The organism is Sphingopyxis sp. DBS4, from assembly GCF_024628865.1.
Taxonomy (GTDB): Bacteria; Pseudomonadota; Alphaproteobacteria; order Sphingomonadales; family Sphingomonadaceae; genus Sphingopyxis.
On record NZ_CP102384.1, the window covers coordinates 3,230,025 to 3,254,501 of the forward strand.

Sequence of the window (24,477 nt, forward strand, 5' to 3'; positions counted from 1 at the left end):
CATATGCCTGGGTTCCGAGATAAACCGATAGGAGACATCGCACGCGCCGCCGAGATAGGACAGATTCTTGTCCGGCACGGCGCCAAAAGCCTGGCGGGCGCGCTCGGCGTCATTCCGCATCCTGCCAATTCAATCGATCCAGGTGAATTGCGGCCGGCGGCGGTCGTCGCACTCCTGCGCGACATTGGTCCGGTCGGAATAAAGCTTGGACAGCTGCTGGCGACGCGCAGCGATCTGTTTTCCAGGTCCTGGATTGCTGCCTTCGCGACGCTCCACGATCAGGTTTCTCCGGTGCCATTCGAAGAAATCGAGCCCATCCTTGCCGCAAGCTGGGGAGCTGACTGGCGAGGGGAATTCACCCAATTCGATGAACAACCACTGGCTTCGGCTTCGGTAGCGCAGACCTACTCTGCTTCGCTGCTCGACGGCGCCGGCGTTATCATAAAGGTGCGGCGTCCGGGCACTGCTGCGCGAATGGAGGCCGATGTGCGGCTGCTGTCGCGCCTCGCCGCCGTTGCCGAGGATCGATCCCCTGAAATCGCCCGCTATCGCCCCGTAGAGTTCCTGCGAACCTTTGGCAGAAATCTTGCCTGGGAAATGGATCTGGCAGCCGAAGCTCGTGCATGCGAGCGTATCGGTGGCTATCTTGACACGCTTGGGATCAAGACTCCAACAATTCATTGGGAACTGACGGGGATACGGGTCAACGTCCAGGAGCGGCTGTATGGAACGCCCGCGTCTGCGCTCGAGGCCGGCTCGACCGACCCACGCGTGGCGGCGTTCGCGAGACAATATGCGAATGCAGTCCTGCGCATGATCATTCTGAATGGCGAATTCCATGGCGATCCGCATCCGGGCAATGTTTTCCTTATCGGGGAACAGGATGTGGGCTTTATCGACTTTGGATCGGTCGGCACTCTCACGAAGGCGAGACGCGAGGAGCTGGTGCGACTTGTCATGGCTATAGCCGACGAGGACACAGCCGACGTCGCGAACGTGTTGCTCGAATGGGCCGGAAATCCAAAAGTTGACCGTGATGGGCTCACCCAGAATTTGGACCAGCTGATAGGTGAATTCAGAGGAACCGTCCTTTCGGGGATTGAGTTCTCGCATATTTTCAGCCGCGTGTTCGATCTCCTGCGAGACTATCAGCTCGCACTTCCGCCTGATCTGGCGATCCTTCTTCGAACATTGCTCACGGCGGAGGGGTTTGCGCGTTCCTTTGCGCCTGGTTATAATATTGGGGAGGAAACACGCCCCATCATGTTGGAGCTGTTCGCGGAAAGATTCTCTCTCGGCCGAAATCAGCCCAATCTAAAAAAAGTTCGCCGAAAACTCCTCGCCTTGGCGGCGGTCATGCCCGACCTTCTCGATAACGCCGCCGTGATCGCCAAGTCCGGGTACGTGCCTGTCCAGATCGATCCGGCCAGTTTTGAACGGCTTGCAGCCATTCGCCGCGCGAGCCAGCCTGTCAAAGGTCCTGTGGCGGCCGCACTTATCGTCTCCGCGGCGCTGCTTGCGAATCAGTCCTGGGTGCTTGCAAGTGTTGCACTGGCTCTTGCCGGGTTGGTTCTTCTGCGCAAATGGCGATAAGATCGTTGCTCAGCCTGAACGGGCCAGCGTCCAATATCAGGCCAATTCAAACTGGAGTTTATGATGACCCTGCAGAAGCCAGTCAATCCGGTCCCCGCAGCCACCATGCTGTTGCTTCGCGACGAGCCGGAGTTCCAGGTGCTGATGGTCAAGCGGCATCACCAGATCGATTTTGCATCCGGCGCGCTGGTCTTTCCGGGTGGAAAGCCTTCTGCTGCCGATGAAGCGCCTGAATGGGCCGATTATTGCAGGGGTTGGAAAACGCTAGATCCTACGCAGCGCACCCTCCGGATTGCCGCGATTCGTGAAGCCTTTGAGGAAGCAGGCATCCTGCTGGCCGATCATCGCGACGGTAGCGAGTTCGAGGATATTTGCGATCTTGAAAGCCGCAAAGCCGTCGAGCGAGGCGAGCGCGAATTTTTCGACATTGTGCGTGAGGCCGATGTGCAACTGCGCCTTGATCGCCTGAGCGAGTTCGCGCGGTGGATCACGCCCAGCTTTATGCAAAAGCGCTTCGACACTCATTTCTTCGTCGTTCGCGCCCCAGAGCGCCAGATCGCAGCATGTGATGGATATGAAACCGTTGATGCGGAATGGCTTTCGCCAAGCAAAGCCCTGAAACTGGGTGTCAGCGGTGAACGAACGATCATCTTTCCTACGAGATTGAACCTGCAACTGCTAGCCGAAGCTGCGAGCGCAGACGATTGCGTCGCGCGGGCCAAGGCTCGCGAAATCGTGCCGGTCCTTCCAGAAGTCATCCAGCGAGACGGCACGAACATCCTCACTATTCCCGCCAACGCGGGATACGGCGCAGCGTATGAAATTTTAAGTTGAAAGGCACTGTTGGCACGCCCCCCTCGACTCGCGGGCGCACGAGAGCTAGGTCAGCACAGATCCGCCATTTGATGCTGGGACCTCTGAAAGGTAGCGAGTACCTCCTGGTTGAGCTCTACTCGCGATTTCAGACAGTCGAGCGTCGTGTGAAACACGCGTCACGCAGGCATGTCAGTATTGCTGCTCGGGAACATGCAGAATCAGACCTTCCACCAAGGGCTCGATGGGAATCTGGCAAGCGAGGCGACTATATTCGTTCGCCCCTTCCGCAAACTGCAGGAGGTCTGCCTCCGCACCGCCTTCGGCCAAGCGGCCGACCTTGTCGATCCAGGCCGGATCCACAAACACATGGCAGGTTGCACAAGCGCACACCCCGCCGCAATCACCGTCGATGCCCGGCACATCGTTGAACAGCGCCGCTTCGCGCGCTGTCTCACCTTCGGCTATGTCGACTGCCCTCCGCGTTCCATCGCTGGAAACGAACGTCACTTTGACCATATCAAGCTCCGCTTTTTTTGAATCAGCCAATCAGCGGGCGTGGAGCCTCACCGGCAGTTTCGTAATCCCTCGCACTAGGTTCGAGAACAGGCGCTCGGGTTCACCGGTCACTTCGATCTTCGCGAACCGCTTGTGGATCTCTTCCCAGATGATCCGTAGTTGCAGTTCTGCGAGCCGGTTGCCCATACAGCGATGAATGCCATAGCCGAAAGACAGATGATGCCGTGGGTTCTTACGGTCTATGATGAACTCGTCCGCCCTGTCGATGACCGTCTCGTCGCGGTTACCCGACAGGTACCACATCACAACCTTGTCGCCTTTTCTGATCTTCTTGCCGCCGATCTCCCAATCTTGCAGCGCCGTGCGGCGCATATGGGTCAGCGGTGTCTGCCAGCGGATGATCTCTGGCACCATGCTAGTGATGAGCCCAGGATCGTTATTCAATTTCAAATACGCGTCCGGGTTCTGGTTCAGTGCCAGGACACCACCGCTGATCGAGTTGCGCGTGGTGTCATTGCCGCCCACGATAAGCAGCAAGAGGTTGCCCAGAAACTCCAGGAAGGGCATGTCCCGTGTCGCCGGAGAATGCGCCATCATGGAGATCAGGTCATTCTTCGGCTCCGCATTGATGCGCTGCTCCCACAGACCCTTGAAATACATTGCGCATTCGATCAGCTCTGCGCGCCGCGCCTCATAGGATGCGACGATCCCAGTTTCAGGGGCGGCCGTTGTGACGTCGGACCAGCGCGTGAGCTTGCGGCGTTCCTCCCACGGGAAGTCGAACAGGGTCGCAAGGGTCATTGTGGTCAATTCGACCGCCACCTTATCAACCCAATCAATATCTTCGCCGACCGGCAAGTCGTCGAGGATTTGGCATGCTCGTTCGCGGATAGTTGGCTCAAGCAGCAGCAAGTTGGACGGCGCGACCGCACCAGTAACGGCCTTTCGTTGCTGGTTGTGCTTTGGTGGGTCCATCGCGATGAACATTTCAAGTTCAAGCGCGCTTTTCGCCGAGTGCATGTCCTCGATGGCGATACCGCCGAGCTTCGCCTCTGACGAAAATACCTTATGGTTGGTGTCCACGGCCATGATGTCGTCGAACTTTGTAATCGACCAATATGGTCCGACATAGCTTTCGCGGCAGTAGTGGACCGGCTCCTCTCGGCGAAGCCGCTCGAAGAACAGGCCGACCGTGTCTTTCTGGAAAAGGCTCGGACGCGCAACATCAATCTCGTCGATCGGGATGAAAGCGACCTTTTCGCGGATATTCGGCTCCACCATGTCGGTATCCATGTCGCGCCCTTCGTCGATAACAGCACAATTGCCCTACTTGAAATCGTAAATCCCTTCTGAGGCTCAGTCAATAATGCTTATAAGGTTTTATCATTTTTTTGCATCTGAAACATTTTTATCTCACGACCATGGACATAAACGGAACTTAAATCTTATAAGGCTTCGTGACAGGGGTGAGGCAGAGTGATGTTGCTGAAAGTCGAAAACGCGAAGAAAGCTAAGCGCGCACTCTCGCTTGCCCAGCACATCGTTCGCGATATCGAGGCAGGTGCACACGCCCCGGGCGACAGGTTGCCGCGTGAGGAAGAAATGCTTGCGCGATATGATGTCGCGCGAGCGACCTTGCGCGAAGCGCTCCGCTTCCTTGAGCTCCAGGGCGTTATCCATCTTCAGCTGGGCCGTAGCGGCGGTCCGGTGGTTGCGCGTCCGCAGACCGGCGACTTTGCAAACAGTCTCTCGCTAATTCTGCATTTCATGGACGCCGACCTCAGAGGCCTGCTCGAACTACGTGAAGCGATCGCCGCGGATGTTGCCGCCTACGCCGCCCAGCGCGCGACTACCGGCGACCTGAGCGCACTCGCCGATTGCCTCAAAGAGCTGGAACGAAATGAAGCCGGAGGCCAGTTCGAGGAACTGAACCGTCGTTTTCATGACCTTCTCGGCTGGGCCAGCGGCAATCCATTGTTCGGGCTATTAACGTCGACGCTGCATTTAATTACGCGCGAATTCTCTCACTCACTTGGCTATTCGGCGCAGGAGCGAGCGGTCCAATTGCGATTCCTCCGCCGTGTCCTCGAAGCAGTACGCACCGGGGATTCCGAAGCGGCGCGTCAGGCCATGGCCCGGCTCGTCTCGGGATCCGCGTCCTATCTGGCAGAGCGAAGCCCCGAGCTTGTATCCCAGCGTGTCAGGTGGGGGCAGATTTAGAAAATTGCGTCTGATCGGGCGCGGAACGGAGAGGGTAGGATAATGGCGCTGAAGAGCCCTGTTTGCAAAATTCTCGGGATCGAATATCCGATTCTTCTGGCTGGAATGGGCGGGGCGAGCGTGCCTGCACTCGCTGCCGCGGTGTCGAACGCAGGCGGACTTGGTGTTCTCGGCGCTGCCGCATGCTCGCCCGACCAGTTACGTAGCTGGATCAGGCAAACCCGCGAGATGACCGACATGCCTTTTGGGGTCGATACCTTGCTGCCGGCGTCTGTCAGGCGCGGTTCGGCGCCGGAGAGCGGAGGTGTAGCAGAAAACCCCCTGGCTTTGCTCGGCGAATATCAGGAGTTCACCCGCGAATTCATGGAGCGCGAGCATTTGCCCGCAGTGGACGCCGCCACGGCGATGCGCGCGGCGGGCGCCCCGGACATGGGCAAGGGCGGACTGCAGCTGTTCTCGCGGGAGTTCTTCGAAGCGCAGATGGAAGTAATCATCGAAGAAAAAGTGCCGGTCTATGCCGCAGGCCTTGGCAATCCCGAACCGTGGATGGAACGCCTTCATGCCAATGGCACCAAGGTCATGGCGGTGATCGGAAAGGTCAAGCACGCCCTGCAGGTAGTGGAATCGGGTATCGACCTGATCGTCGCGCAGGGTCACGACGGCGGCGGCCACAACTCTCCTGTCGGAACCTTCTCGCTGATTCCGCAAGTGGTTGATGCAGTCGGCGATCGTGTTCCCGTAATCGGTGCGGGAGGAATAGCCGATGGTCGCGGAGTCGCCGCAGCGATGATGCTCGGCGCCCAGGGGGCGTGGATCGGATCGGCGTTCCTCGCAACCGACGAAGCAGGTATCGAACAATTTCAGAAAGAAGCCATCACCGAAAGCGGCGATGCCGATACGGTGGTCAGCCGATCGCTAACGGGCAAGCCTGCCCGGATGATTCGGAACAAATGGGCCGATGCTTGGGTGGCGGCCGGCAAAGAGCCGCTTCCGATGCCTTATCAGTCGATGGTTTCGGGGCCTGTCATGGCTTCTGGCATCAAGGCCGCACGCAAGGACATCATGCCCGGCTTCGCAGGCCAGGGGATTGGTCTGATCGATGCGATCCGCCCAGCGGCAGTCGTGATGCGCGACCTTATAGAGGGCGCGGAGAGAGCATTGGCCGGCGCCGGAACTCATTTCTGACCGGCGAGCGAGACAGGGACGCGGCATGAATCTTTCATCCACCCTTTCCTTTGCCGACAAGGCAGCAATCACCGGGGTCGGCCAGACCGATTTCGTCAAGGGCACCGAGCGGACTGCAGTGGAAATGATGCTCACCGCCTCGCGCCGGGCCATCGCGGATGCTGGACTGAAACCCTCCGATATCGACGGCATGGTGCCGCCGCCAATCTATACGACGTCGGAGGAGATGGCCGCCAATCTGGGCATTGATGTGCTGCGCTATGCGGCAACCGTGCACATGGGCGGCGCCAGCCCGACAACGGCACTACAGAATGCCGCCATGGCGATCGCCTGTGGTCTATGCGATCATGTGCTCGTGACACTGGGCTGGAACGGCTATTCCGCTCTCAGACCTAAGCCGGGCGCCCCGCCCACCCGGCCGATGAACATGAACACCCTGACCAATACGATCCAAGGCTACTACAGCCCCTACGGCGTATTGTTGCCGGTGCAGATGTACGCCTGGCTGGCGACCCGTCACTCGAAGCTCTACGGCGTTGGCGAAGATGCGATGGCGGCCGTGGCGCTCGCCTGCCGCCGTCATGCGCAATTGAATCCACGCGCCTTTACCTATGGCCGCGAACTCGACGCGGAAACCTATTATTCGGCGCGCTGGATATCTGAGCCGTTTCGCCTCTACGATTGCTGCCTCGAGACCGATGGCGCCTGTGCTGTCGTCCTCTCGCGCATGGACCGTGCCAAAGACATGCCGCATGTGCCCGTCAGCATCGCCGGCGCGGCCGAAGGCCATCCCTATCCCGCCGACGACATCCCTTCCCGCCCCGACCCCTTCAAGATCGGCCTCAGCGATGCCGCCCCGCGCGCATTCGATATGGCGGGCGTCACGCGCGACGACATGGACTTCCTCCAGATCTACGATTGTTTCACCTATATCGTTCTGCTGCAGCTCGAATCGCTCGGATATTGCGAGCCTGGCGCGCAGGCCGAATTTGTCGCCAATGGCCAGATCGAGCTGGGCGGGCGCTTACCGATCAACACCCATGGCGGCTTGCTTAGCGAGGCGCATGTCTGGGGTCTCAACCATGTTGTGGAAGCAGTACGACAGCTGCGCCATGACTGCGGCGAGCGTCAAGTGATCGGAGCCCAGACCGGCCTTGTGACAGGCTGGGGAGACCTTGGCGATGGCAGCATCGCGATCCTCAGGAGGTTTGCATGAGCGACGAGCATGATGTGCCTCCCAAGGCGCGGCCCTCCGCGCAGGCAACGCCGGCCAAGCCGCAGCCGCGGCCGCAGGACCCGATCGAACAGGAGTTCTGGAGGCTGTGCCAGGACGGTCAACTCTATTTCCAGCGTTGCGGAAGTTGCGGCATCTTTCGCCACCTGCCTCGCTACATGTGTGCACGATGCGGCTCGCCAGACTATTCCTGGGAACCCAGCAGCGGCAAGGGCACGCTTTTTTCCTGGACCGTGACCCATCAGGCGCTGCACCCCGCTTTTGCCGCCGACGTCCCGTTCGTGGCTGCCGTGGTGGAACTTGAGGAAGGCGTGCGCATGGCCACGCGCCTCGTGGATTGCGAGCGTGACATCCTCGCACTCGATCTGCCGGTCGAACTCGATTTCGAAATGATCGGGGGGGACTTTCGCCTTCCTGTTTTTCGTCCGCGTGAAGGGTAGAGACGACATGGATCTCGACTACGGCCCCCAATATGACGCCTTCCGCGCGGAGATCCGCGCCTTCATCAATGCGCACAGACATTTGGCGCCACCCTCCGCCACCCGGTTCTCCCGGCCCTCAGCCGAAGCTATCCGATGGCAAAAGCTATTGATCGAGCACGGCTATACGGCGCGCACGATACCGGCCGAATATGGCGGCTACGGAGCGGCGCCGGATATACTCAAATCGCGCATTATCGCGGAAGAGTTTTCGCGAGCTCGGCTTCCGAGCGGCTTGGCGAACCAGGGCATCTCAATGCTCGTCCCGACTTTGCTCGAGTTGGGCACCGATGAACAGAAGCGGCGGTGGATCGCAGCAACGCTGACGGGCGAAGTCGTGTGGTGCCAAGGATATTCCGAACCCGGTGCGGGATCGGACCTCGCCAACCTCAAGACCAGCGCGCGCATCGAAAATGGAGAATTCGTTATAAATGGCCAGAAAATCTGGACCAGCACCGCGAAGCAAGCCGACATGATCTTTTGCCTTGTGAGGACCGAACTCGAGGCCTCGAAGCATAGCGGTATCTCTTATCTGATTTTCTCGATGGACATACCGGGGATCGAGGTACGCCCCTTGAAGACGATGACCGGTCACGCCGAGTTCAACGAGACATTCTTTACTAATGTGCGGGTTCCGGTGGACCAGATCGTCGGCCAGCGAGGACAGGGCTGGTTCGTCGCGAACGCAACGCTTGGCCACGAGCGCGGAATGCTGGGCGATCCCGACGCACTCGAGAACCGGCTGCAGGCATTGATTGGCCTGATGCAGCAGGAATCCATCGGCGAAGGTCGGGCGATCGACAATGCGGTCCTGCGCGACCGGCTGGTGGCGCTCCAGGCCGAAGTGACGGCGATGAAATGTAATGGAATGCGCATTCTATCGAACAGCCTCAAGGGCGAGCCTGGCGGCATGGCGAAGCTGATCGTCAAACTGCAGAGTTGCGAGGTCGCGCATCAGATCTCTGCGCTGGCGATCGACGCGATGGGCGAGATGGGCATTTTGTATCACCGCAGCCCGCGGGAACGAGACGGAGGGGCTTGGCAATGGAACTATATGTTCCAACTCGGCCTCATAATAGGTGGCGGCACCGCGCAGATCCAGAAGAACATCATCGCCGAACGTGGCCTAGAGATGCCGCGCGAGCCGAAGCTGGCGCGGATTTCCGACGAAGCGAAGGGAGCGGCAGGCATGCAGACCGACAGGCAGGGAGCGGCGTGATGGACTTCGGCCTTTCGCAGGATCAGCAGATACTGCGCGACGCAGTTGCGCGGTGTCTTGCCGATACCTCCCCGCTTGAGCATGTCCGCGAATGTGCCGGGCGCGACAACCCGTTAAGTGACACTATTTTCGGAGCCCTCCACGATCTGGCGGTCCCAGCCATGCTTGTCCCCGAAGAGCATGGTGGCCTAGGCATGACCCTTCTCGACGCTGCGGTCGTGGCGGAACAACTCGCCTATGCGGTCACACCAGCGCCATTTCTAGCCAGCGTAGTTCTCGCCCCGATCGCGCTGAGCGAGGCAGGAACTAACAAGCAAAAGTGCCAATGGCTTCCGAAGATCGCGCGTGGCGAGGCCCGTATCGGAGTCGCGATTTCCGCGACGGTCCAGGCGCGCGACGGCGCGGGAGTTCAATTCGTCGAAGGGAAGCTTAGCGGCACCGCCCTGTTCTGCCTCGATTTCGAAGGCGCGGACGCGTATCTCGTAGCGGACGCCGGTGGCAGGCTGCACCTCGTCCCAGCCCTAGCATCGGGACTCAAGGCGACCCGCCTCACCACCATCGATCGCACGCGCAGCGTGGGAGAATTGTCCTTTGCGGCTGTCGAGACCGATCCGCTTGCCGACGACGGCGGCACAGCATCGGCTCGGCTGCGCGATGCTGGCCGCGTGATCCTTGCCGCCGACAGCTTAGGCGCAGGGCAGGCCATGATTGAAAAGGCGGTCGATTATGCTGGTCAGCGAGAGCAGTTCGGCCGCCCTATCGGCAGCTTCCAGGCGGTAAAGCACATGTGCGCCGAAATGGCCGCACGCCATGAACCGTGCCGCGCGCTGGTCTGGTACGCCGCCCATGTCTTCGATGCGCTGCCGGAGGATGCATCTCTCGCGGCTTGCCATGCGAAATCCCTCACGGGCGACGTCCACCGATTTGTCGCCCGCACCGCCACTGAAGTGCATGGCGGGATGGGGTTCACCGATCTGCTCGGCCTGCACTACTGGTTCAAACGGATCGGCTTCGATCGGCAGGTCTTGGGTGGCCCCGAAGCGGTGCGAGCCGAGGCAGCGGCTCTGCAGGGTTGGACGAGAGCAGCCTGATAGTAACGGGAGTCATGCGCCCCGATGCTGCGGCCCCGTCCAGAGAGGAGAATCAATGTGATCGACTGGAATCTCGGGGATATTCTCGACGCGATCGAGCCCTTCATGCCCGAAGATGCGCCGGCTCTGATACATGGAGACCGGATCGTCACCTGGCCCGAGATGTCGGCGCGCTCGAACAATATCGCCCGCGGGTTGCGCCAACGCGGCATCCGCGATGGCGCGAAGGTCGCCTTCTATATGCGCAACCGACCCGAATATGGCGAGTTGATGGCGGCCTGCTTCAAGGGGCGTTTGACGCATGTGAACATCAATTACCGTTATCGGGCCGAAGAGGTGTTTTATATCTTCGACGATTCCGACAGCGAGGTCATCGTTTACAGTTCGGAATTCCGCGACACTATCGTCGAACTCAACGACCGGCTTAGGAAGGTTCGCACCTTCGTCGAAATTGGCGAGCTGTCTTCAATCGCGCCCTTTGCGATCCACTATGAGACTCTCGCGCAAGAGGGGGACGGATCGGCGCTCGGCATCACACGCTCGCCCGCCGATCTGCTTTTCATCTATACGGGTGGTACGACCGGAATGCCCAAGGGCGTGATGTGGCGTCATGATGACATGCGCAAGGCCCAACTCGACGCACAGAAGTTGCTCGGCCCCGTTCCAGAGACACTCGAAGAAAATGTCGCGCTGATCGCCCGCGAAGGCCCGGGCAGGCGCACGCTTTCCTCTTGCCCGCTGATGCACGGAACGGGCTTTATCACTGCGATCGGCACGCTGATGTCTGGCGGCGCGATAGTTACGTTGGAGGCATGGTCTTTCGATGCCGAGGAACTGTGGGATACGGTGGAAAGGCACAAGGTGGAAGGTATAGCGATCGTGGGCGACGCCTTTGCCAAGCCAATGCTTTCCGCGCTCGACGACCACCCTGGCCGCTGGGATACCAGCAGCCTCGTTACAATCCTCTCTTCCGGTGTGATGTGGAGCAAGGAGGTCAAGTCCGGCCTGTGCCGGCATATTCCGCAAATCGTACTGATGGACAGTTTTGGCGCATCCGAAGGCCTCGGCTTCGGCCTTGCCGTCACCACTGCGGAGGGCGGCACGAACACCGCGAAATTTGGGATCGGCGAGTTCTGCGATGTTTTCGACGAAACCGACCAGAAAGTCGAACCGGGGAGCGGCGTGCCGGGATTTATCGCCCGGAAGGGTGCGATCCCCATAGGCTATTACAAGGACCCCGAGAAATCCGCGAAGACGTTTCGCACGATCGATGGGGTGCGCTATTCCATTCCGGGCGACTGGTGTCGGGTAGAAGCCGATGGCAGCCTGACCTTGCTCGGCCGCGGAAGCGTCTGCATCAACACGGCGGGAGAGAAAGTTTATCCCGAGGAGGTCGAGGAAGTGCTCAAGACCCATCCCGCCATCGGGGACGCGCTGGTCGTAGGCGTGCCGGATGATAAATGGGGCCAAGCCGTAACCGCGATCGTCCACCTCAACGACCACGCCCAGTTCGACGAACAAGCGGTCAAAACCCATGTGCGCGCACATTTGGCGGGATACAAAACTCCCAAGACCATAATTCCGACAGACATCCCCATGCGAGCCTCGAACGGCAAGGCCGATTATGCAACGGCAAAAGCGATTGCCGAACGATCGAATGTCGCGACGTGAGATCGACTGGCTCTCCCGATTACGATGCCGTGATCGTCGGTGCAGGCTTCAGCGGCATCTATCTGCTGCACAAATTGCGTGACGCCGGGTTCAAGGTGCTGCTGGTAGATGCGGCCGCCCAGCCCGGCGGCATTTGGTACTGGAATTGCTATCCCGGTGCCCGCGTGGACTCGCAGGTACCGCTCTATGAGTTTTCGATACCCGAGGTTTGGAAATCATGGGCCTGGAGCGAGCGCTTTCCCGGATGGAAGGAGCTCAGAGCCTATTTCCGGCATGTTTGCGATACGCTGGGCCTTTGGCCGCTTATGCGGATGGGATCGAGGGTCCAAAGCGCAAGGTTCGATGAAGAGGGACGACGGTGGCGCCTGCAGCTTGAGGGCGGGGAAGGAATATCGACACACTTCCTTCTGCCCGCTTTGGGATTCGCATCGAAGCCGTATATTCCCGATATGCGAGGAATCGCGGCGTTCGAAGGCGATTGGTGTCACACGGCGCGATGGCCGCAACAGGGTATCGATCTTTCGGGCCGCCGGATCGCCGTCATCGGCACTGGTGCGAGCGGAGTGCAGATCGCGCAGGAGGCCGCCAAATGCGCAGAAAAGCTGACCTTGTTTCAGAGGACTCCTATTCTGGGCCTGCCCATGCGCCAGGAACGGCTTACCGAAGACATTCAGCAGCGTGATAAGCAGGGCTATCCCGCCATTTTTGTTCGGCGCAAGCGAACGAACGGGGGATTCGAATGCCAGTCGCTTGACATCTCCGCGCTCGATGTAGACGCCACGACGCGCAACAACCATTTCGAGACCCTGTGGCGGCAGGGCGGCCTCAAATTCTGGTACAACAACTTTGCCGACATACTGACCAATCGCGAAGCGAACCGCTACGCCTATGAGTTCTGGCGCAAAAAGGTTCTCGCGCGGATTATCGACCCCGTTCTGGCCGAGAAACTTGCGCCTGCGGAGCCGCCGCATCCTTTCGGCACGAAAAGACCCTCGCTCGAACAGGGATATTATGAAATTTTCGAGCAGGATAATGTCGCGCTGGTCGATCTGAAGGCAAACGCGATCATCCGTATCGAGCCCCAGGCCATCAAGATGGAAGACGGTGAGGTCGAATGCGATCTGATCATTTTTGCGACCGGCTTCGATGCCGGGCGTGGCGGGTTGATCGACATGAACATCACCGGGAGGGAGGGGCTTCCCCTTTGGCAGGCGTGGGAAGACGGTGTGCGCGCCTATCTCGGCATGGCGGTGTCGGGTTTTCCCAACATGTTGTTCGCTTATGGTCCTCTCAGCCCGTCGGGTTTCGCCAATGGCCCGACAAGCGCGGAAATACAGGGCGACTGGATTTGCGATTTCATGGTCTGGTTGCGTAGGAGGGACATCGATCTTTTCGAGGGCAAACCGGCTGCCGAAACTGGCTGGACTGAAATGGTTGCCGCGGCTGGCGCGATGACGCTCTTTCCCGAGGCGGCCTCATGGTACATGGGCGCGAATATTCCGGGAAAGAAGCGCCAGCTCATCAATTTTCCGAGCGTGTCTGGCTATGCCGCGCTCTGCGACGAAGAGGCGGCCGGCAGCTATGCTGGCTTCGCTTTCGAAAAACTCACACGCAAGGACGGCCCAACAATATGAACGAGGCGGTAAAGATTGAAGATTGCCCCGAGGACATCGACGCTCTCTGGGCGGGCGATGGTTCGCATCTGCCCGAATGGTTCGTTTCCGCTCTCAGGGTGCCGCGCGAGGAAGGCTATGTAGAGATCGAGGGTGCCAAAGCGCATTACTTTCGCTGGGGCGACCGGGCGAAACCCAAGGTACTGATGACGCACGGTTTTCTCTCGCATGCCCGCTGCTTTTCCTTCATCGCGCCGTTTCTGGCCGAAGATTATGATGTGGTGGCCTTCGATCTTGCCGGCATGGGCGACAGCGAAATGCGAGGGCACGCCGACCCCTTGGCCAGGGGGCGCGAGTTCGGCGAAATTGCCGAAGCGCTTGGACTGTTTGCGGATGGCCACAAGCCCACGATCATTGCCCACAGTTTCGGTTCTGGCGCAGCGTTGACGGCCGTCACCCAATCGCCCGATACCTTCTCCGGCATTGTGGTTTGCGACCTGATGGTCATGCGACCTGCGCTCTTGCAAGCGTATTGGAATCTCCGCCGCGCCAGCCCCGGATCCGGCGACCCGGACAAAGCCAAAAGTCGCTATCCCAGCTACGACGCGGCGCGCAGTCGATACGTCCTTTCCCCACCCCAGCCTGTCGGTGAGCCATTTCTTTTGGACTATATGGCCTTTCATTCTCTGCGGCGTGACGGGGAGGGTTGGACGTGGAAATTCTCTCCCGAAGTGTTCCGGAGGAGCAACCGGCCCGACGAGTGGCTCACCATCGGCGAGCGCCTAGTGAACGCGCCGGGCCGCAAGGCTATCGTTCACGGCGAGGAGAGCCAGCTCTTCAACCGGGATTCCGTGGCATATGTTCGTGAACTGGGGGGAGGAGCCATTCCGATCATTGCCGTGCCTCAAGCCCGCCACCATCTGATGCTCGACCAGCCGCTGGCCTTTGTCACCGCGTTGAGGAGCCTTCTCCGGCTTTGGGAAGCGCCGACTTGAGCAACGTCTAGCGCGATTTTATGGTTGCATGCGACCGTAATGGCGATGCGAGAATTGCCGATCCAACATTTAGTTAAACGATGAGGCCTCTTTTGCACAGCAAGACATAAATACTAAGGCCGAGGCAGAAATAACCAAGCAGAGTTCATATGTTCTGTTTAGATCTTCTTCTCTTGCCTGTGTTGCTTGGCGCCACAAAGAAATCTATCGTGGCACAGTTGGTCGATATGCCTTCCGAGGCAAACAGCAAGGCAAGGTCATGGAGCCACAAAAGGCTGTCCAGCTTCGGCGGGACATGCGCTCGGGATCGGGCGTGCCGTACCGCAGCCGCATCCAAAAGTCGTCGGCGCGCGCTCGACCGTGCCAAGGCTGAAGCGCTGACAGCAAGCATCGGATGTATAAACTGATTTCTTCGGATCTGAGATGGAACACCTCCCAGCGCCCCGAGCAATATAATAAAGTGCCATAATAAAGTTCTTTACCAAATACCGAAAAACTGCTCAGCTTCAAGCCGGGCGGCGAGAATCTTTTCCTCTCCGGAAATCTCCTTCTGGCCACCTCTCAAACTCGGGGCAGCTCGGCGAGCTGCCCCATTTTTGAACATCGACTACCGGGGAAAAGGACGGGTTCGCGTAAGAAACTAAAAAATCGAGACAGGGAGAGAAGGGTGATGAATAACAAAGCTTATTTGTTGGCAAGCGCCGTCCTGATGGCGTTGCCACAGGTCTCAAATGCTCAGGAAGCCATAGCTGAAGAGCCAGATGGCGGTAACGATGTCATCGTCGTGACGGCGCAACGTCAGGCGCAAAGCTTGCAAGACGTGCCGATAGCTGTCAGCGCATTCAGCGCTGAGGCGCTTGAAAGCCAGCAGATCGAAAATGCCTCGGATCTACAGCTGACGCTGCCCAATGTATCTTTCTCGAAAGGCAATTTCACCTCAGCTTCATTCACTATTCGCGGCGTTGGCGACCTGTGCGTCGGCGTCACCTGCGATGCTGCGACCGCAATTCATGTCAATGGATCACCCTTGTTCGGAACACGCCTGTTCGAGACCGAATATTTCGATCTGGAACGGATTGAAGTCCTTCGCGGACCTCAAGGCACCCTGTTCGGTCGGAATGCGACCTCCGGGGTCGTGAATGTCGTGACCGCGAAACCCAAACTCTCCCGTTTCGAGGCTGAAGCGCAATTCGAGTATGGCAATTTCAACAGCATCGAAGCGCGTGGCATGGTCAATGTCCCGATCGGGGATATGATCGGCGTGAGACTGGCGGGCATATATGTGAACCGCGACGGTTATACGACGAATCTTTATGATGGATCGGACATCGACACTCGGGACCTTTACGCGTTGCGAGGCTCACTTCGTTTCGAGCCCGGTCCTGATACGACGATCGATCTCATGGGCTATTATTTCCGGGAAAAGGACACGCGCCTCAGAAACCAGAAACAAACGTGCCAACGCGATCCATTGGGCGTGCTCGGATGCCTGAACAATCGACGTGATTTCGATACCACGAACGCAAATTCCACGGTCGGTGCGACGCTCAGTTCTTCCGAGTTCTTCGCCATTCAGGGCATTCCCGCCGTACTCGGCCTTGGCAGCCTTTATGGCCCTGACGGGTTTTCCGGGTTTCAGGAGCCTGGCGATGTGCGTGTCGTCAACACGGCCTATACGCCCTTCTATTTTGCGGAAGAGCTACAGGTGCAGGCGCGCCTTGAGCAAAAATTCGGCGCGATGACCCTGACGGCCACCGGCATTTATCAGGATACTGAAGTCGATTCCAGGCAGGACTATTTTCTTGGAATTCAAAGCCGTGCCGGTTTCGCCCCGGCGCTCAATACGCTGGCCTTTTTTGCGGCTAACGGATTGCCGACGGGTCTTGCTCCGCCGGCGCCGGCCTTCATTCCCGGCTCCTCGGCCTATTTTTCGCCGATTGCCGGCGCTCTCATCCCGGACGGTCCGCAGGGCGTGCTGTGCACCTCGGATAATGATGATGGAAGCAGAGGCGCTTTCGAAGGGAACTCGCTGTGTTCCGAAACGCCGCTTTCTTTCGATCGATCTTCGGAACAACGCGAATCGTGGAGCGGAGAGCTCATCCTTACGAGTGACTTCGACGGGCCGTTCAATTTCCTGTTGGGGGGAATTTACGCGAAATCGAAAACCACCGACAATAGCTATTATGTGAACTCGTTTGCGCTCGATTACGCCAGTGCCATATTGGGTTCATTCGGCTCCTTGTCGGGCGGCCTTCCGCCATCCTATTTCGCGACGTCGATGTATCGGAACAACTCGCTGGAATCGAATCTGGAGAGCTATGGGATTTTCGGCGAGGTCTATTTCGATCTAAGCGACCGGCTGACGTTGACCGGGGGGCTGCGTTACAACAATGACAAGAAGGATGTAACGGCGCGTACGACACTGATCAGTTTCCTGAACCCTTATGCCAACGATGGAGATCCGTTCGATACCCCGATAACGCCTCTCACCGGGCCGTCTGGACTTTTCGATGCCGACCCGGGGACACCGGGCCAACAGCTCGCCCAGTTTCGCGAAGTAAGCTTCGACGAAATTACCGGACGAGCAGTTCTGGCCTTCGAGGTTACGCCGGACAATTCACTCTATGCATCTTACTCGAGGGGTTACAAATCCGGCGGTATCAATCCTCCGCTTTCTCCGATTTTCGCCGTCAGCGAGAGTTTCGGCTCTGAATCGATCGATGCCTTCGAGATTGGCTCCAAGAACGTCTTCGCAAACGGCGCGTTGCAACTGAATGCCACCGCATTTTACTACAAATATAGTGGACTGCAGCTCAGCCGCATCGTGGCAAGAACGTCTGTGAATGACACGGTTGACGCCAATATCTGGGGTGTCGAACTGGAGTCTGTCATCAGGCCGGACCCGAACTGGCTTATCAATCTGTCCTTCAGCTATCTCAATGCCAAGGTCGCCGGCGATCAATTCTTCTCCAATCCGCGTGATCCGGGCGGCGGAGATCCTGATGCCGTGATTATCAAGGACATCAGCAATGGTGCGCACTGCGCTGTCACGGGACCTGCGCCTGGCGTTGCTGATGCGTTCGTTGCGGGAGTAAATGCGGCTCTCGGCCTTCGCGCACCGCAGGAATTTCCTTCGGACGGCAATATCGCCTCCAGCGGCGCGTTCGGCATTTGCGGTGTCCTCGCGAGCGCTATCCCTGCGAACAGCGGGATCCAGGTATTGAGTCCTGGCGTCGAGGTTAACATCAAGGGCAACACATTGCCCCAAGCGCCGAATGTCAAGGTCTCGATGGGCGTGCAGTACACGGCAGAGGTTGGGAATGGTATGACACTCGTCCCCCGCGTCGACATTTCCCTTACCGGAAAGCAATATGGCAATATCTTCAACGGCAGGATTAATCGTATCGAACCTTTCGTCCAGGCAAATGCGGTTTTACAGTTGAATGGCGCCGACGAGCGCTGGTTTGTCCGGGGGTTCGTTCAGAATATTTTCGATAGCAACTCGGTTACCGGACTTTATGTCACCGATGCATCTTCCGGTAATTTTACAAACATCTATACTCTTGATCCGCGGCGTTATGGTGTCGCCATCGGAGCAAAATTCTGACGATTTAGCGGTTCCAATCTAACTCGCATAGAAATCGCGGCGTCGGAGAGACGGGGGAACCTTCTCCGACGCCGGTTTCCATGCGCCAGGCCCAAGGCACCAAACGGGGGCATCTGCGACGGAAAGAGGCAAGTCATCTGGAGCCATCTCAAGGATCTCCGAATTTCGCGGCCTGTGCTTGCGATGTCGCATGCGACCGACGCGAACGGCGCGCTGACCGTTGCCCACGGGCACTTGTAGGAAGCACGCTGGTCTCCGGCACCGCGAGCTCGCGATCAATCCGGCAGCGTTCGGAGGCGGCACGATCATCGCGGCGGTTTGTGGCCCCTGATTGCCGAGTGCAGCATGACACTCTTGGCCGCCGCATCGATCACGATATTCCCAAGCTTGCTTGCGAACCTATAATTTTTGAACAGAAAAGAGATATCCAGATCCCAATCTGGCAGCCTGGTTTGCGCGGTAATTGAGCCATTCGGCGAGCAAAACACCCATCTGACGCGCGGCGCATCTTGCCACGCGAAGGCCCAGCGGTTCCCACGCAAAGCGACGAGCATTTGACATGGGACCATCGGCGAGTTCGGGAACGCCAGTCGGAGACAGCGCGAGGCACGCGTTCATGATCGAAAAACTCATCCGCGATGGCCGAACCGATAGCGGTTGTGGGCATTTGTCTCGACACGTCCGAAACCGGAAGACCAAACTTCAGCGAGGAAGCTTATTGAGATTCACCGCGGCGATTGCAGTTGACGGCTTGAGTTCCGTGCGAGCAAAATTTCGAAGCGCTTTGGCTTCTCTGCGCGCCCGCCAAATGTGCATCATTGGCGTTAAGGTCGCGGTGGCAAACCGTCCGAGGTCGGCGTCTCGAGTTCAAGGGGGCCGACGGAGATGAGACCTTCTGGATCGGACAAGGGCCCGGTCTGGCTGACCGTGATTTCTGTTTGAGGTCCAGCCTCGCCATTGCGGTCGCTGCGCCTAACTTTCAATGCGTCGATTTCGCGTTTGCGCAGTTCCAGATAGAGGGTCCGTGTCTCGACATAGGGATCAAGGCTTTCCTGTTGCAAGCGCTGGATTTGAGCGTCGCCCTCGATGCGGTCATTGAGTTGCCTGACCACAGTTGTCGGAACGGCATATGCCGTGCGGTCGAAAGGCGCGCCGACCGCGGTCGGCACGACGAGCAAGTCAATGCTGTTGCCCGCCAGATCGCGCAATGTCGTCGACCCGATAAGCGGAAGATAGAAATAGGGACCGGGCTCGACGCCGTAGAAACCCAATGTATTGGCAAAGCCGTTGCGTCGGTAAGGCAGATTGAAAGGCATTGTCTTCGCGACATCGAAAAGGCCGCCGACACCAAATGTCGTGTTTACGGCGAAACGGCCGAGCGTCTCGGCAGCCTTGCCGATCTTGAACTGTAACAGGAAGTTCAGAAAATTGACGGGTTCGCTGAGGTTACGCAGTGCATTGCCCAGCCCGTCGCGAACAGGTTCGGGTACGATACCTTGATAGCCCATCGCGACTGGGGCCACGAGCGCCGCATCGATCGACTGGACCGCCCGATAAGAGGCAATATTGACCGCTTGAAGCGGATCTCCCGGCGGCGCATCGCCACGGGCCGTCACCACAATATCATGGGGCGCCGAGGGCATTTCGGCCATAGTCTCGTCGTCGGAGGTTGCTGGCGCGGCTAAAGAGGGATGCGGGGTGTTGCCGAGTGCTGGCACAACGATCGGCGGCTCGGGTGGGGCCGAGGGATCATCTACCCGCTGCAACTCGGTCTCAGTCTGGCTTTCGGATGCGAGGTCGGTCGGAGGCGGCGCTACCCCGGACAGAAACAGAAGCGCGGCGACGGTTGCAGGGCTCATCGCGCGCGCGATCCCGCCACCATGAGAGGGGCGAACATTAATTCCATTTGCCAAACTCCTGCTTCGGCCAAGGGCCCGAAACGACGACCGACGACGCTCCCTCCATCGACCCATGTCAGCTGACCCACGATGCGGCCAATCCAGCTTTAATACTCCCCCATGAGTAGGGAAACATAAAGAAGCTCGGCCTGCCGTTTAGCCCAGCAACGTCCGTACGGACGGGCAATGGGACCAACCTGTTCTATCAGGTACGATTTTCGCTGGAGGACCCGGCATAGGCACTTTGCCGACGGTCGCTTAGTTCCGGGCTGGGCGGAAGCGGCTCGAAAACTAACTCTGCGGACGCGCCCGGTCTCAGCGCGAGCAACAGTACCGCCGTCAAGAGCGAGCCGAACATGCTCCGGATCAATGCTTTGCCCCCAACCACATTGCGCAACCCGATGACGAAAGTATCGCACCCTGCCTGAGACGCGAGCAGTGCTTGCCCGATCGAACTATTCAGGTTGTTCAGACAACCGCGCTGCGGCTTCAAAGGCGCGGCGCGTGTTTAGCGAGATTGATCGCCGACCCACGGCATGTCCCTAAAAAAATTGGACGCTAGCCCGAGAAATCATCCTTTGGTCACCCGGTCAATTAAGGGTTGGATGTCGTCAGGAGAAATTTTTCCGGTGGCGATCCGAGGTGAGGAAGCAGGAAAATGCGGAATGTGGGGCGGTTCGGAATTTCATTGCAGCGAAGCGTGATTCCAGCAGGCCTTTTGTGCTTTCAAGGCTTCGTTGTTGGCTGCAGCGAGGCCGAGACGCGTGATCCTGACGCTAAGGGCCCGACAAAGATGCCCGAGACGGCAAGCGTTGAGGGCAGGGAGGAGGGCGTGTGGCAACCCCAGCGGGCCATCAGCAGACGCCACCGTGGCCTGGAGCGGCGCCGAACATGGAGGATGTCAAACTTCCTCCAGAGTATAGCGAAACGGCAACGAATCCGAAACGCTTCGCCGGACGTCCGGTTACCGGCGCCTTCAACGTCACTGTGCCCACTCTCACGGTGTTTCCCGCCCAACAACCAGGCAATGGCACAGCGATGCTGGTTTTTCCCGGCGGAGGATTCTCCAAGCTCGCGATCGATCTGGAAGGTAGTGAAGTTCGCGACTGGCTGACTTCAAGAGGCACCACTTGCGTGCTCGTCAAATACCATGTTCCCAAAAGCGGCCACCATTATGATGAAGACTGCCATTGTGCAGTGACGCCCAAGCACCTCCTTGCGTTGCAGGTCGCCCAGCGTGCGATACGCCTGGTGCGCTCGCGCGCCAGCGAGCTCAAGATCAACCCCCGCAAGATCGGTGTCATAGGCTTCTCAGCCGGAGGGTATCTGGTCGCGCAGACCAGCAATATATTCGAACCTGCTTATGAGCCGGTCGACGAAATAGACAAAGTGAGCAGCCGGCCCGATTTTGCCATCGCAATGTTCCCAGGCCACCTGTGCAGATCGGGGGGCTCGCTTGATCCTGGTATCAAAGTTACCAAGATGACCCCGCCAACATTTCTTCTTCAGGCTTGGGACGATCCCGTCGATCCGATTTGCAATAGCATAGTCTATGCGCGAGCGCTGGACGAGGCAGGTGTTCCAGCGGAAGTCCATCTCTTTGCCAAGGGAGGGCACGCCTTCGCCATGCGCCCGCTGCGTCATCCCGTTGAGCGATGGCCGACGCTCGTGGAAGATTGGCTAAAGGACACAGGAATTCTTTGAGCAAATAGGGCAAGAAATGACCCCCTCTCCCCGGAATGTTCGCTACTCAGGGGAATCGCTGGTCTTGGCCGATCGGAGATCGCCGGGTTTCTGACTGAAACTAACCGAAAGCCGACAACGGTTTGAGCTCCAGGGTATCTTTTGGCGCTGCCGTACAATTATCGGTCGGCTCGCGACGCTATCCGCGCGGTGCGACCCAGAAGAGCTCTTCCTTTCAGGAAACAGAGATCTTCATCTGACGCCCGCACGGTTTCGATCGCGCGGGCGTCTTTTTTTTGGCGCACCGCCGCCAGCGGTTTGAACGAACACATATGGGTGATCACGCCTGACCGACGTGAGGATGACGCCGCAGACACTCAGCGCCGCCGCCGTTCCGTCGCAAATCCACGATCGGTCGCGATAAAGCGCTCGATCATCGGCACCGCGATCTTTTCCGGCGCCATAGGCGCCGCGAGGCCATTAGCCTTCGCATGCACCTCGGCATAGACGAGCAATTCGCGATGGAGGGATCCCGTCAATTCGATCGACAGCTTCACGGGCTTGTCGTCGGCGATGGGGCCTAGGCGCAGCTTGCTCATGGGGCCGCACCCGCCGGCGGTTCGAGTATCAGATCGCGTGTGACAAGGACCCGCAAAGCGAAGCCGGGGCGGATCGTGAGGGTTGGCGGGATGTTCATCTGACGCTCGACGAGCCGCCGTCCCGACTGGTTGACCGTATCCTGCGGCCCGTCGCGAAGCGCCCGCACGAGCGCATCATCCCCGTCCGAGCCAAGTTCGGCTCCGACGCCGAGCAACGAAGAGACGAGCGCCGCGCGCAGCATCGACCCCCAATGATGGTCGGTGCGATCGGCAATCCCCGCCATGCCCCGCGCATCGGCGCCGGGCTGACGATCGAGCCGGATCGATCGGCCACCGGGCAGGATCAACCGGTTCCAGGCCAGCAAGACGCGCTCCTGCCCCACGGATATTTCGCTGTCATAGTCGCCGATCAGCCGGGCACCCTGCGGAATGAGGAGAATGCGACCCGTCGGGCTATCGTAGACATTCTGGGTCACCTGCGCCGTGACCTGTCCGGGAAGGTCGGACCTGATCCCAGTGATCAGCGCGGCCGGAATGAGACTTCCCGCCTGAAGGATGTATGGCGAAGCAGGCGCATGAAGGCGCTCGGCACTCTCGAACGGTTCGGCGGAGCCGCCCGCGAGAAAGGCGCGCCGCGCCGCCGCCGGAGTCCGCGCGCCGCCTTCGGGTGCCGACATGGTCGCGGCGGACGGTTCGATCGATCCACGCTGCGCGTCTGCCACCGGCGCGCCCGAGGTCCCTCCTCCAAGGAATATCCGGCTCGCCGTGGCGGCCTCGCGCTCCAGCCGCGCCCGATCGCGCGCCTTGTCGGCGGGTGAGCGCCCGCCGGCGGGCGGATTTCCCATCGGCGGCACCGGGATCGTCTCGCCGTTCTGCTGCGCCGAGACGATCGGTCGCCCGAGATCGCCGGGTAGCGGCGGTCCGAGCTTCGGCACCTTGCCATAGTCGGCGGGCGCACCGGTGACGACTTCGGCGCGATTCGCTCCATCGGCCGTGTAGAGATTCTCGGCGGTCTTCGGGGCTACGGGTTGCAGCGCCCAGAGCAGAGCGCCGCCGATCGCGGTGCCGCCGGCAGCGCCGATCATCGCGAGCGCCTTGCGCGAAAGCCGCATGACCCGCGGCGTGTCGCCGCGTAGCCGAAAAGGATCGACCTCCGGGCCGGGCGCCGTGCGCTCGCCCGCTTCCGGCACGTCGGCGGGCGCCACCGCCTCGCTTGCCGGCCCGGTCACGACCGCCCCCGGCGGCGCGGCATTTCACGCTTGATCCGAACGACGCGGGCCTGCTTTCCGGCGCCCAAGCGGAGTTCGCCGCGCTCGAAAAGGCGGTCGACGATCATGTAGCGGCCCTGCACCCGGTAGTTGACAAGCTCTGCCTCGCCGCTGCCGCCGATGACGAAGAGTGGCGGCATATCGCCGGTGGCGATATCCTCACCGAATTCGATGATTAGCTGGCGCGAGTCGTCGAAGGCGCGCACCGGCCGCCACGCGGCCTTGTCGCCTGCGATGCGGTAGCGGAAGTTGAGCGCGGCGAGATCGATCGCCCCGGCAACGGGCGCCACCCTCGCCGCCTCGGCCTCGGCAAGCTGCAAGGCGATCAGCTCATCGGCGGGATAGGTCCAGGATACCGATGCCATATAGGCCGCGGCGGTCGCGCGCAGCTCGACATGATAGGTGCGCCGGTCGGTGTTGATGATGAGATTCGTGGCGATATCGGATCGGGTGGGTTTCGCCAGAATATGCACGCGCCGCCGGGCCCCGGTCCCGCTGACCGTATCGCCGATGATCCAGCGCACCGTGTCGCCCGCGGCGACCGGCCCCGGGCCGACGAGCTGTTCGCCTTCCTGAAGGACGATATCGGTGACCTGCCCTGGCGCAGCATAGACCTGAAAGAGCGCGCCTTCGGACCAGGCATATTGCTGGATGGCGTTCCGATAGCCTTGCCGGTCGGGCTGCACGCGCGCCTCGGCGTTGGCGCGGCCGACGCGCTGGCGGGGATCGGCGGCCTCGCTCGCCGCGGCGGGCGCCGCAAGGAGGGACAGCATGGCTCCGAGTGCGATCG

The 24,477-nt window shown here is 59.6% G+C and carries 20 protein-coding genes; 13 read left to right on the forward strand and 7 right to left on the reverse strand.

Translation table 11 applies throughout. The annotated features are described in order from the left end of the window. Positions 1 to 3: 3 nt before the first annotated feature. Entirely contained in the window at positions 4 to 1,593 is a 1,590-nt protein-coding gene (locus NP825_RS15480; protein WP_037557607.1) for an AarF/ABC1/UbiB kinase family protein, read from the forward strand. Positions 1,594 to 1,656: 63 nt separating this feature from the next. Beyond that, the gene (locus NP825_RS15485) at positions 1,657 to 2,427 is read left to right on the forward strand and encodes an NUDIX domain-containing protein (protein ID WP_037557695.1); all 771 of its coding nucleotides are present in this window, start codon (positions 1,657 to 1,659) and stop codon (positions 2,425 to 2,427) included. A 171-nt stretch (positions 2,428 to 2,598) separates the two neighbouring features. Here the strand turns inward: NP825_RS15485 and NP825_RS15490 are convergent, their stop codons facing one another. After that, positions 2,599 to 2,955, reverse strand: a complete 357-nt coding sequence (locus NP825_RS15490) for a 2Fe-2S iron-sulfur cluster-binding protein (RefSeq protein ID WP_231729244.1) — start codon at positions 2,953 to 2,955, stop codon at positions 2,599 to 2,601. Next, positions 2,956 to 4,218: a cytochrome P450 gene (locus tag NP825_RS15495; protein ID WP_037557605.1), complete on the reverse strand. Its 1,263-nt coding sequence runs from the start codon at positions 4,216 to 4,218 to the stop codon at positions 2,956 to 2,958. A 186-nt stretch (positions 4,219 to 4,404) separates the two neighbouring features. Between NP825_RS15495 and NP825_RS15500 the strand changes: the two genes are divergently transcribed. From NP825_RS15500 to NP825_RS15545, 10 genes are all read left to right on the forward strand, one after another. Next, positions 4,405 to 5,145, forward strand: a complete 741-nt coding sequence (locus tag NP825_RS15500; protein ID WP_037557604.1) for a FadR/GntR family transcriptional regulator — start codon at positions 4,405 to 4,407, stop codon at positions 5,143 to 5,145. A gap of 42 nt (positions 5,146 to 5,187) precedes the next feature. Further along, positions 5,188 to 6,330, forward strand: coding sequence for a nitronate monooxygenase family protein (locus tag NP825_RS15505; RefSeq protein ID WP_037557602.1), 1,143 nt, complete (start codon positions 5,188 to 5,190; stop codon positions 6,328 to 6,330). 25 nt (positions 6,331 to 6,355) lie between these two features. After that, on the forward strand, positions 6,356 to 7,546 hold the full coding sequence (locus tag NP825_RS15510; protein ID WP_037557601.1) for a transporter: 1,191 nt from the start codon (positions 6,356 to 6,358) through the stop codon (positions 7,544 to 7,546). Next, a complete protein-coding gene (locus tag NP825_RS15515) occupies positions 7,543 to 8,004 on the forward strand; it encodes a Zn-ribbon domain-containing OB-fold protein (protein WP_037557599.1) in 462 nt (153 codons plus the stop codon). Before NP825_RS15510 ends, NP825_RS15515 begins: the two co-directional genes overlap by 4 nt. 7 nt (positions 8,005 to 8,011) lie before the next feature. Beyond that, on the forward strand, positions 8,012 to 9,262 hold the full coding sequence (locus NP825_RS15520) for an acyl-CoA dehydrogenase family protein (protein WP_037557597.1): 1,251 nt from the start codon (positions 8,012 to 8,014) through the stop codon (positions 9,260 to 9,262). Beyond that, a complete protein-coding gene (locus NP825_RS15525) occupies positions 9,262 to 10,353 on the forward strand; it encodes an acyl-CoA dehydrogenase family protein (protein WP_037557595.1) in 1,092 nt (363 codons plus the stop codon). The genes NP825_RS15520 and NP825_RS15525 overlap by 1 nt, the downstream gene beginning before the upstream one ends. A 57-nt stretch (positions 10,354 to 10,410) precedes the next feature. Then, a complete protein-coding gene (locus tag NP825_RS15530) occupies positions 10,411 to 12,024 on the forward strand; it encodes an acyl-CoA synthetase (protein ID WP_037557593.1) in 1,614 nt (537 codons plus the stop codon). Continuing rightward, complete coding sequence (locus NP825_RS15535; protein WP_052182483.1) at positions 12,021 to 13,658, forward strand: NAD(P)/FAD-dependent oxidoreductase; 1,638 nt, start codon at positions 12,021 to 12,023, stop codon at positions 13,656 to 13,658. Before NP825_RS15530 ends, NP825_RS15535 begins: the two co-directional genes overlap by 4 nt. Continuing rightward, positions 13,655 to 14,632, forward strand: coding sequence for an alpha/beta fold hydrolase (locus tag NP825_RS15540; RefSeq protein ID WP_037557592.1), 978 nt, complete (start codon positions 13,655 to 13,657; stop codon positions 14,630 to 14,632). Before NP825_RS15535 ends, NP825_RS15540 begins: the two co-directional genes overlap by 4 nt. A gap of 670 nt (positions 14,633 to 15,302) precedes the next feature. Beyond that, a complete protein-coding gene (locus tag NP825_RS15545) occupies positions 15,303 to 18,239 on the forward strand; it encodes a TonB-dependent receptor (RefSeq protein ID WP_137752008.1) in 2,937 nt (978 codons plus the stop codon). Positions 18,240 to 18,638: 399 nt separating this feature from the next. Here the strand turns inward: NP825_RS15545 and NP825_RS15550 are convergent, their stop codons facing one another. Together NP825_RS15550 and NP825_RS15555 are read right to left on the reverse strand one after the other, a co-directional pair. After that, a complete protein-coding gene (locus NP825_RS15550) occupies positions 18,639 to 18,872 on the reverse strand; it encodes a hypothetical protein (RefSeq protein WP_152567707.1) in 234 nt (77 codons plus the stop codon). Positions 18,873 to 19,063: 191 nt separating this feature from the next. Continuing rightward, positions 19,064 to 20,098: a VacJ family lipoprotein gene (locus tag NP825_RS15555; RefSeq protein ID WP_161786577.1), complete on the reverse strand. Its 1,035-nt coding sequence runs from the start codon at positions 20,096 to 20,098 to the stop codon at positions 19,064 to 19,066. A 930-nt stretch (positions 20,099 to 21,028) separates the two neighbouring features. Here NP825_RS15555 and NP825_RS15560 point away from each other — a divergent pair. Next, positions 21,029 to 21,841, forward strand: a complete 813-nt coding sequence (locus tag NP825_RS15560; RefSeq protein WP_037557590.1) for an alpha/beta hydrolase — start codon at positions 21,029 to 21,031, stop codon at positions 21,839 to 21,841. Positions 21,842 to 22,197: 356 nt separating this feature from the next. On the opposite strand, the gene NP825_RS15565 is transcribed toward NP825_RS15560, so the two are convergent. The 3 genes from NP825_RS15565 to trbG are packed head-to-tail and all read right to left on the reverse strand — an operon-like array spanning position 22,198 to position 24,460. After that, positions 22,198 to 22,377: a DUF2274 domain-containing protein gene (locus NP825_RS15565; protein WP_306997218.1), complete on the reverse strand. Its 180-nt coding sequence runs from the start codon at positions 22,375 to 22,377 to the stop codon at positions 22,198 to 22,200. A 38-nt stretch (positions 22,378 to 22,415) separates the two neighbouring features. Then, complete coding sequence (locus tag NP825_RS15570; RefSeq protein ID WP_374046498.1) at positions 22,416 to 23,648, reverse strand: TrbI/VirB10 family protein; 1,233 nt, start codon at positions 23,646 to 23,648, stop codon at positions 22,416 to 22,418. Next, on the reverse strand, positions 23,645 to 24,460 hold the full coding sequence (trbG, locus tag NP825_RS15575) for a P-type conjugative transfer protein TrbG (protein WP_327523827.1): 816 nt from the start codon (positions 24,458 to 24,460) through the stop codon (positions 23,645 to 23,647). The genes NP825_RS15570 and trbG overlap by 4 nt, the downstream gene beginning before the upstream one ends. Between the last annotated feature and the right edge of the window lie 17 nt (positions 24,461 to 24,477).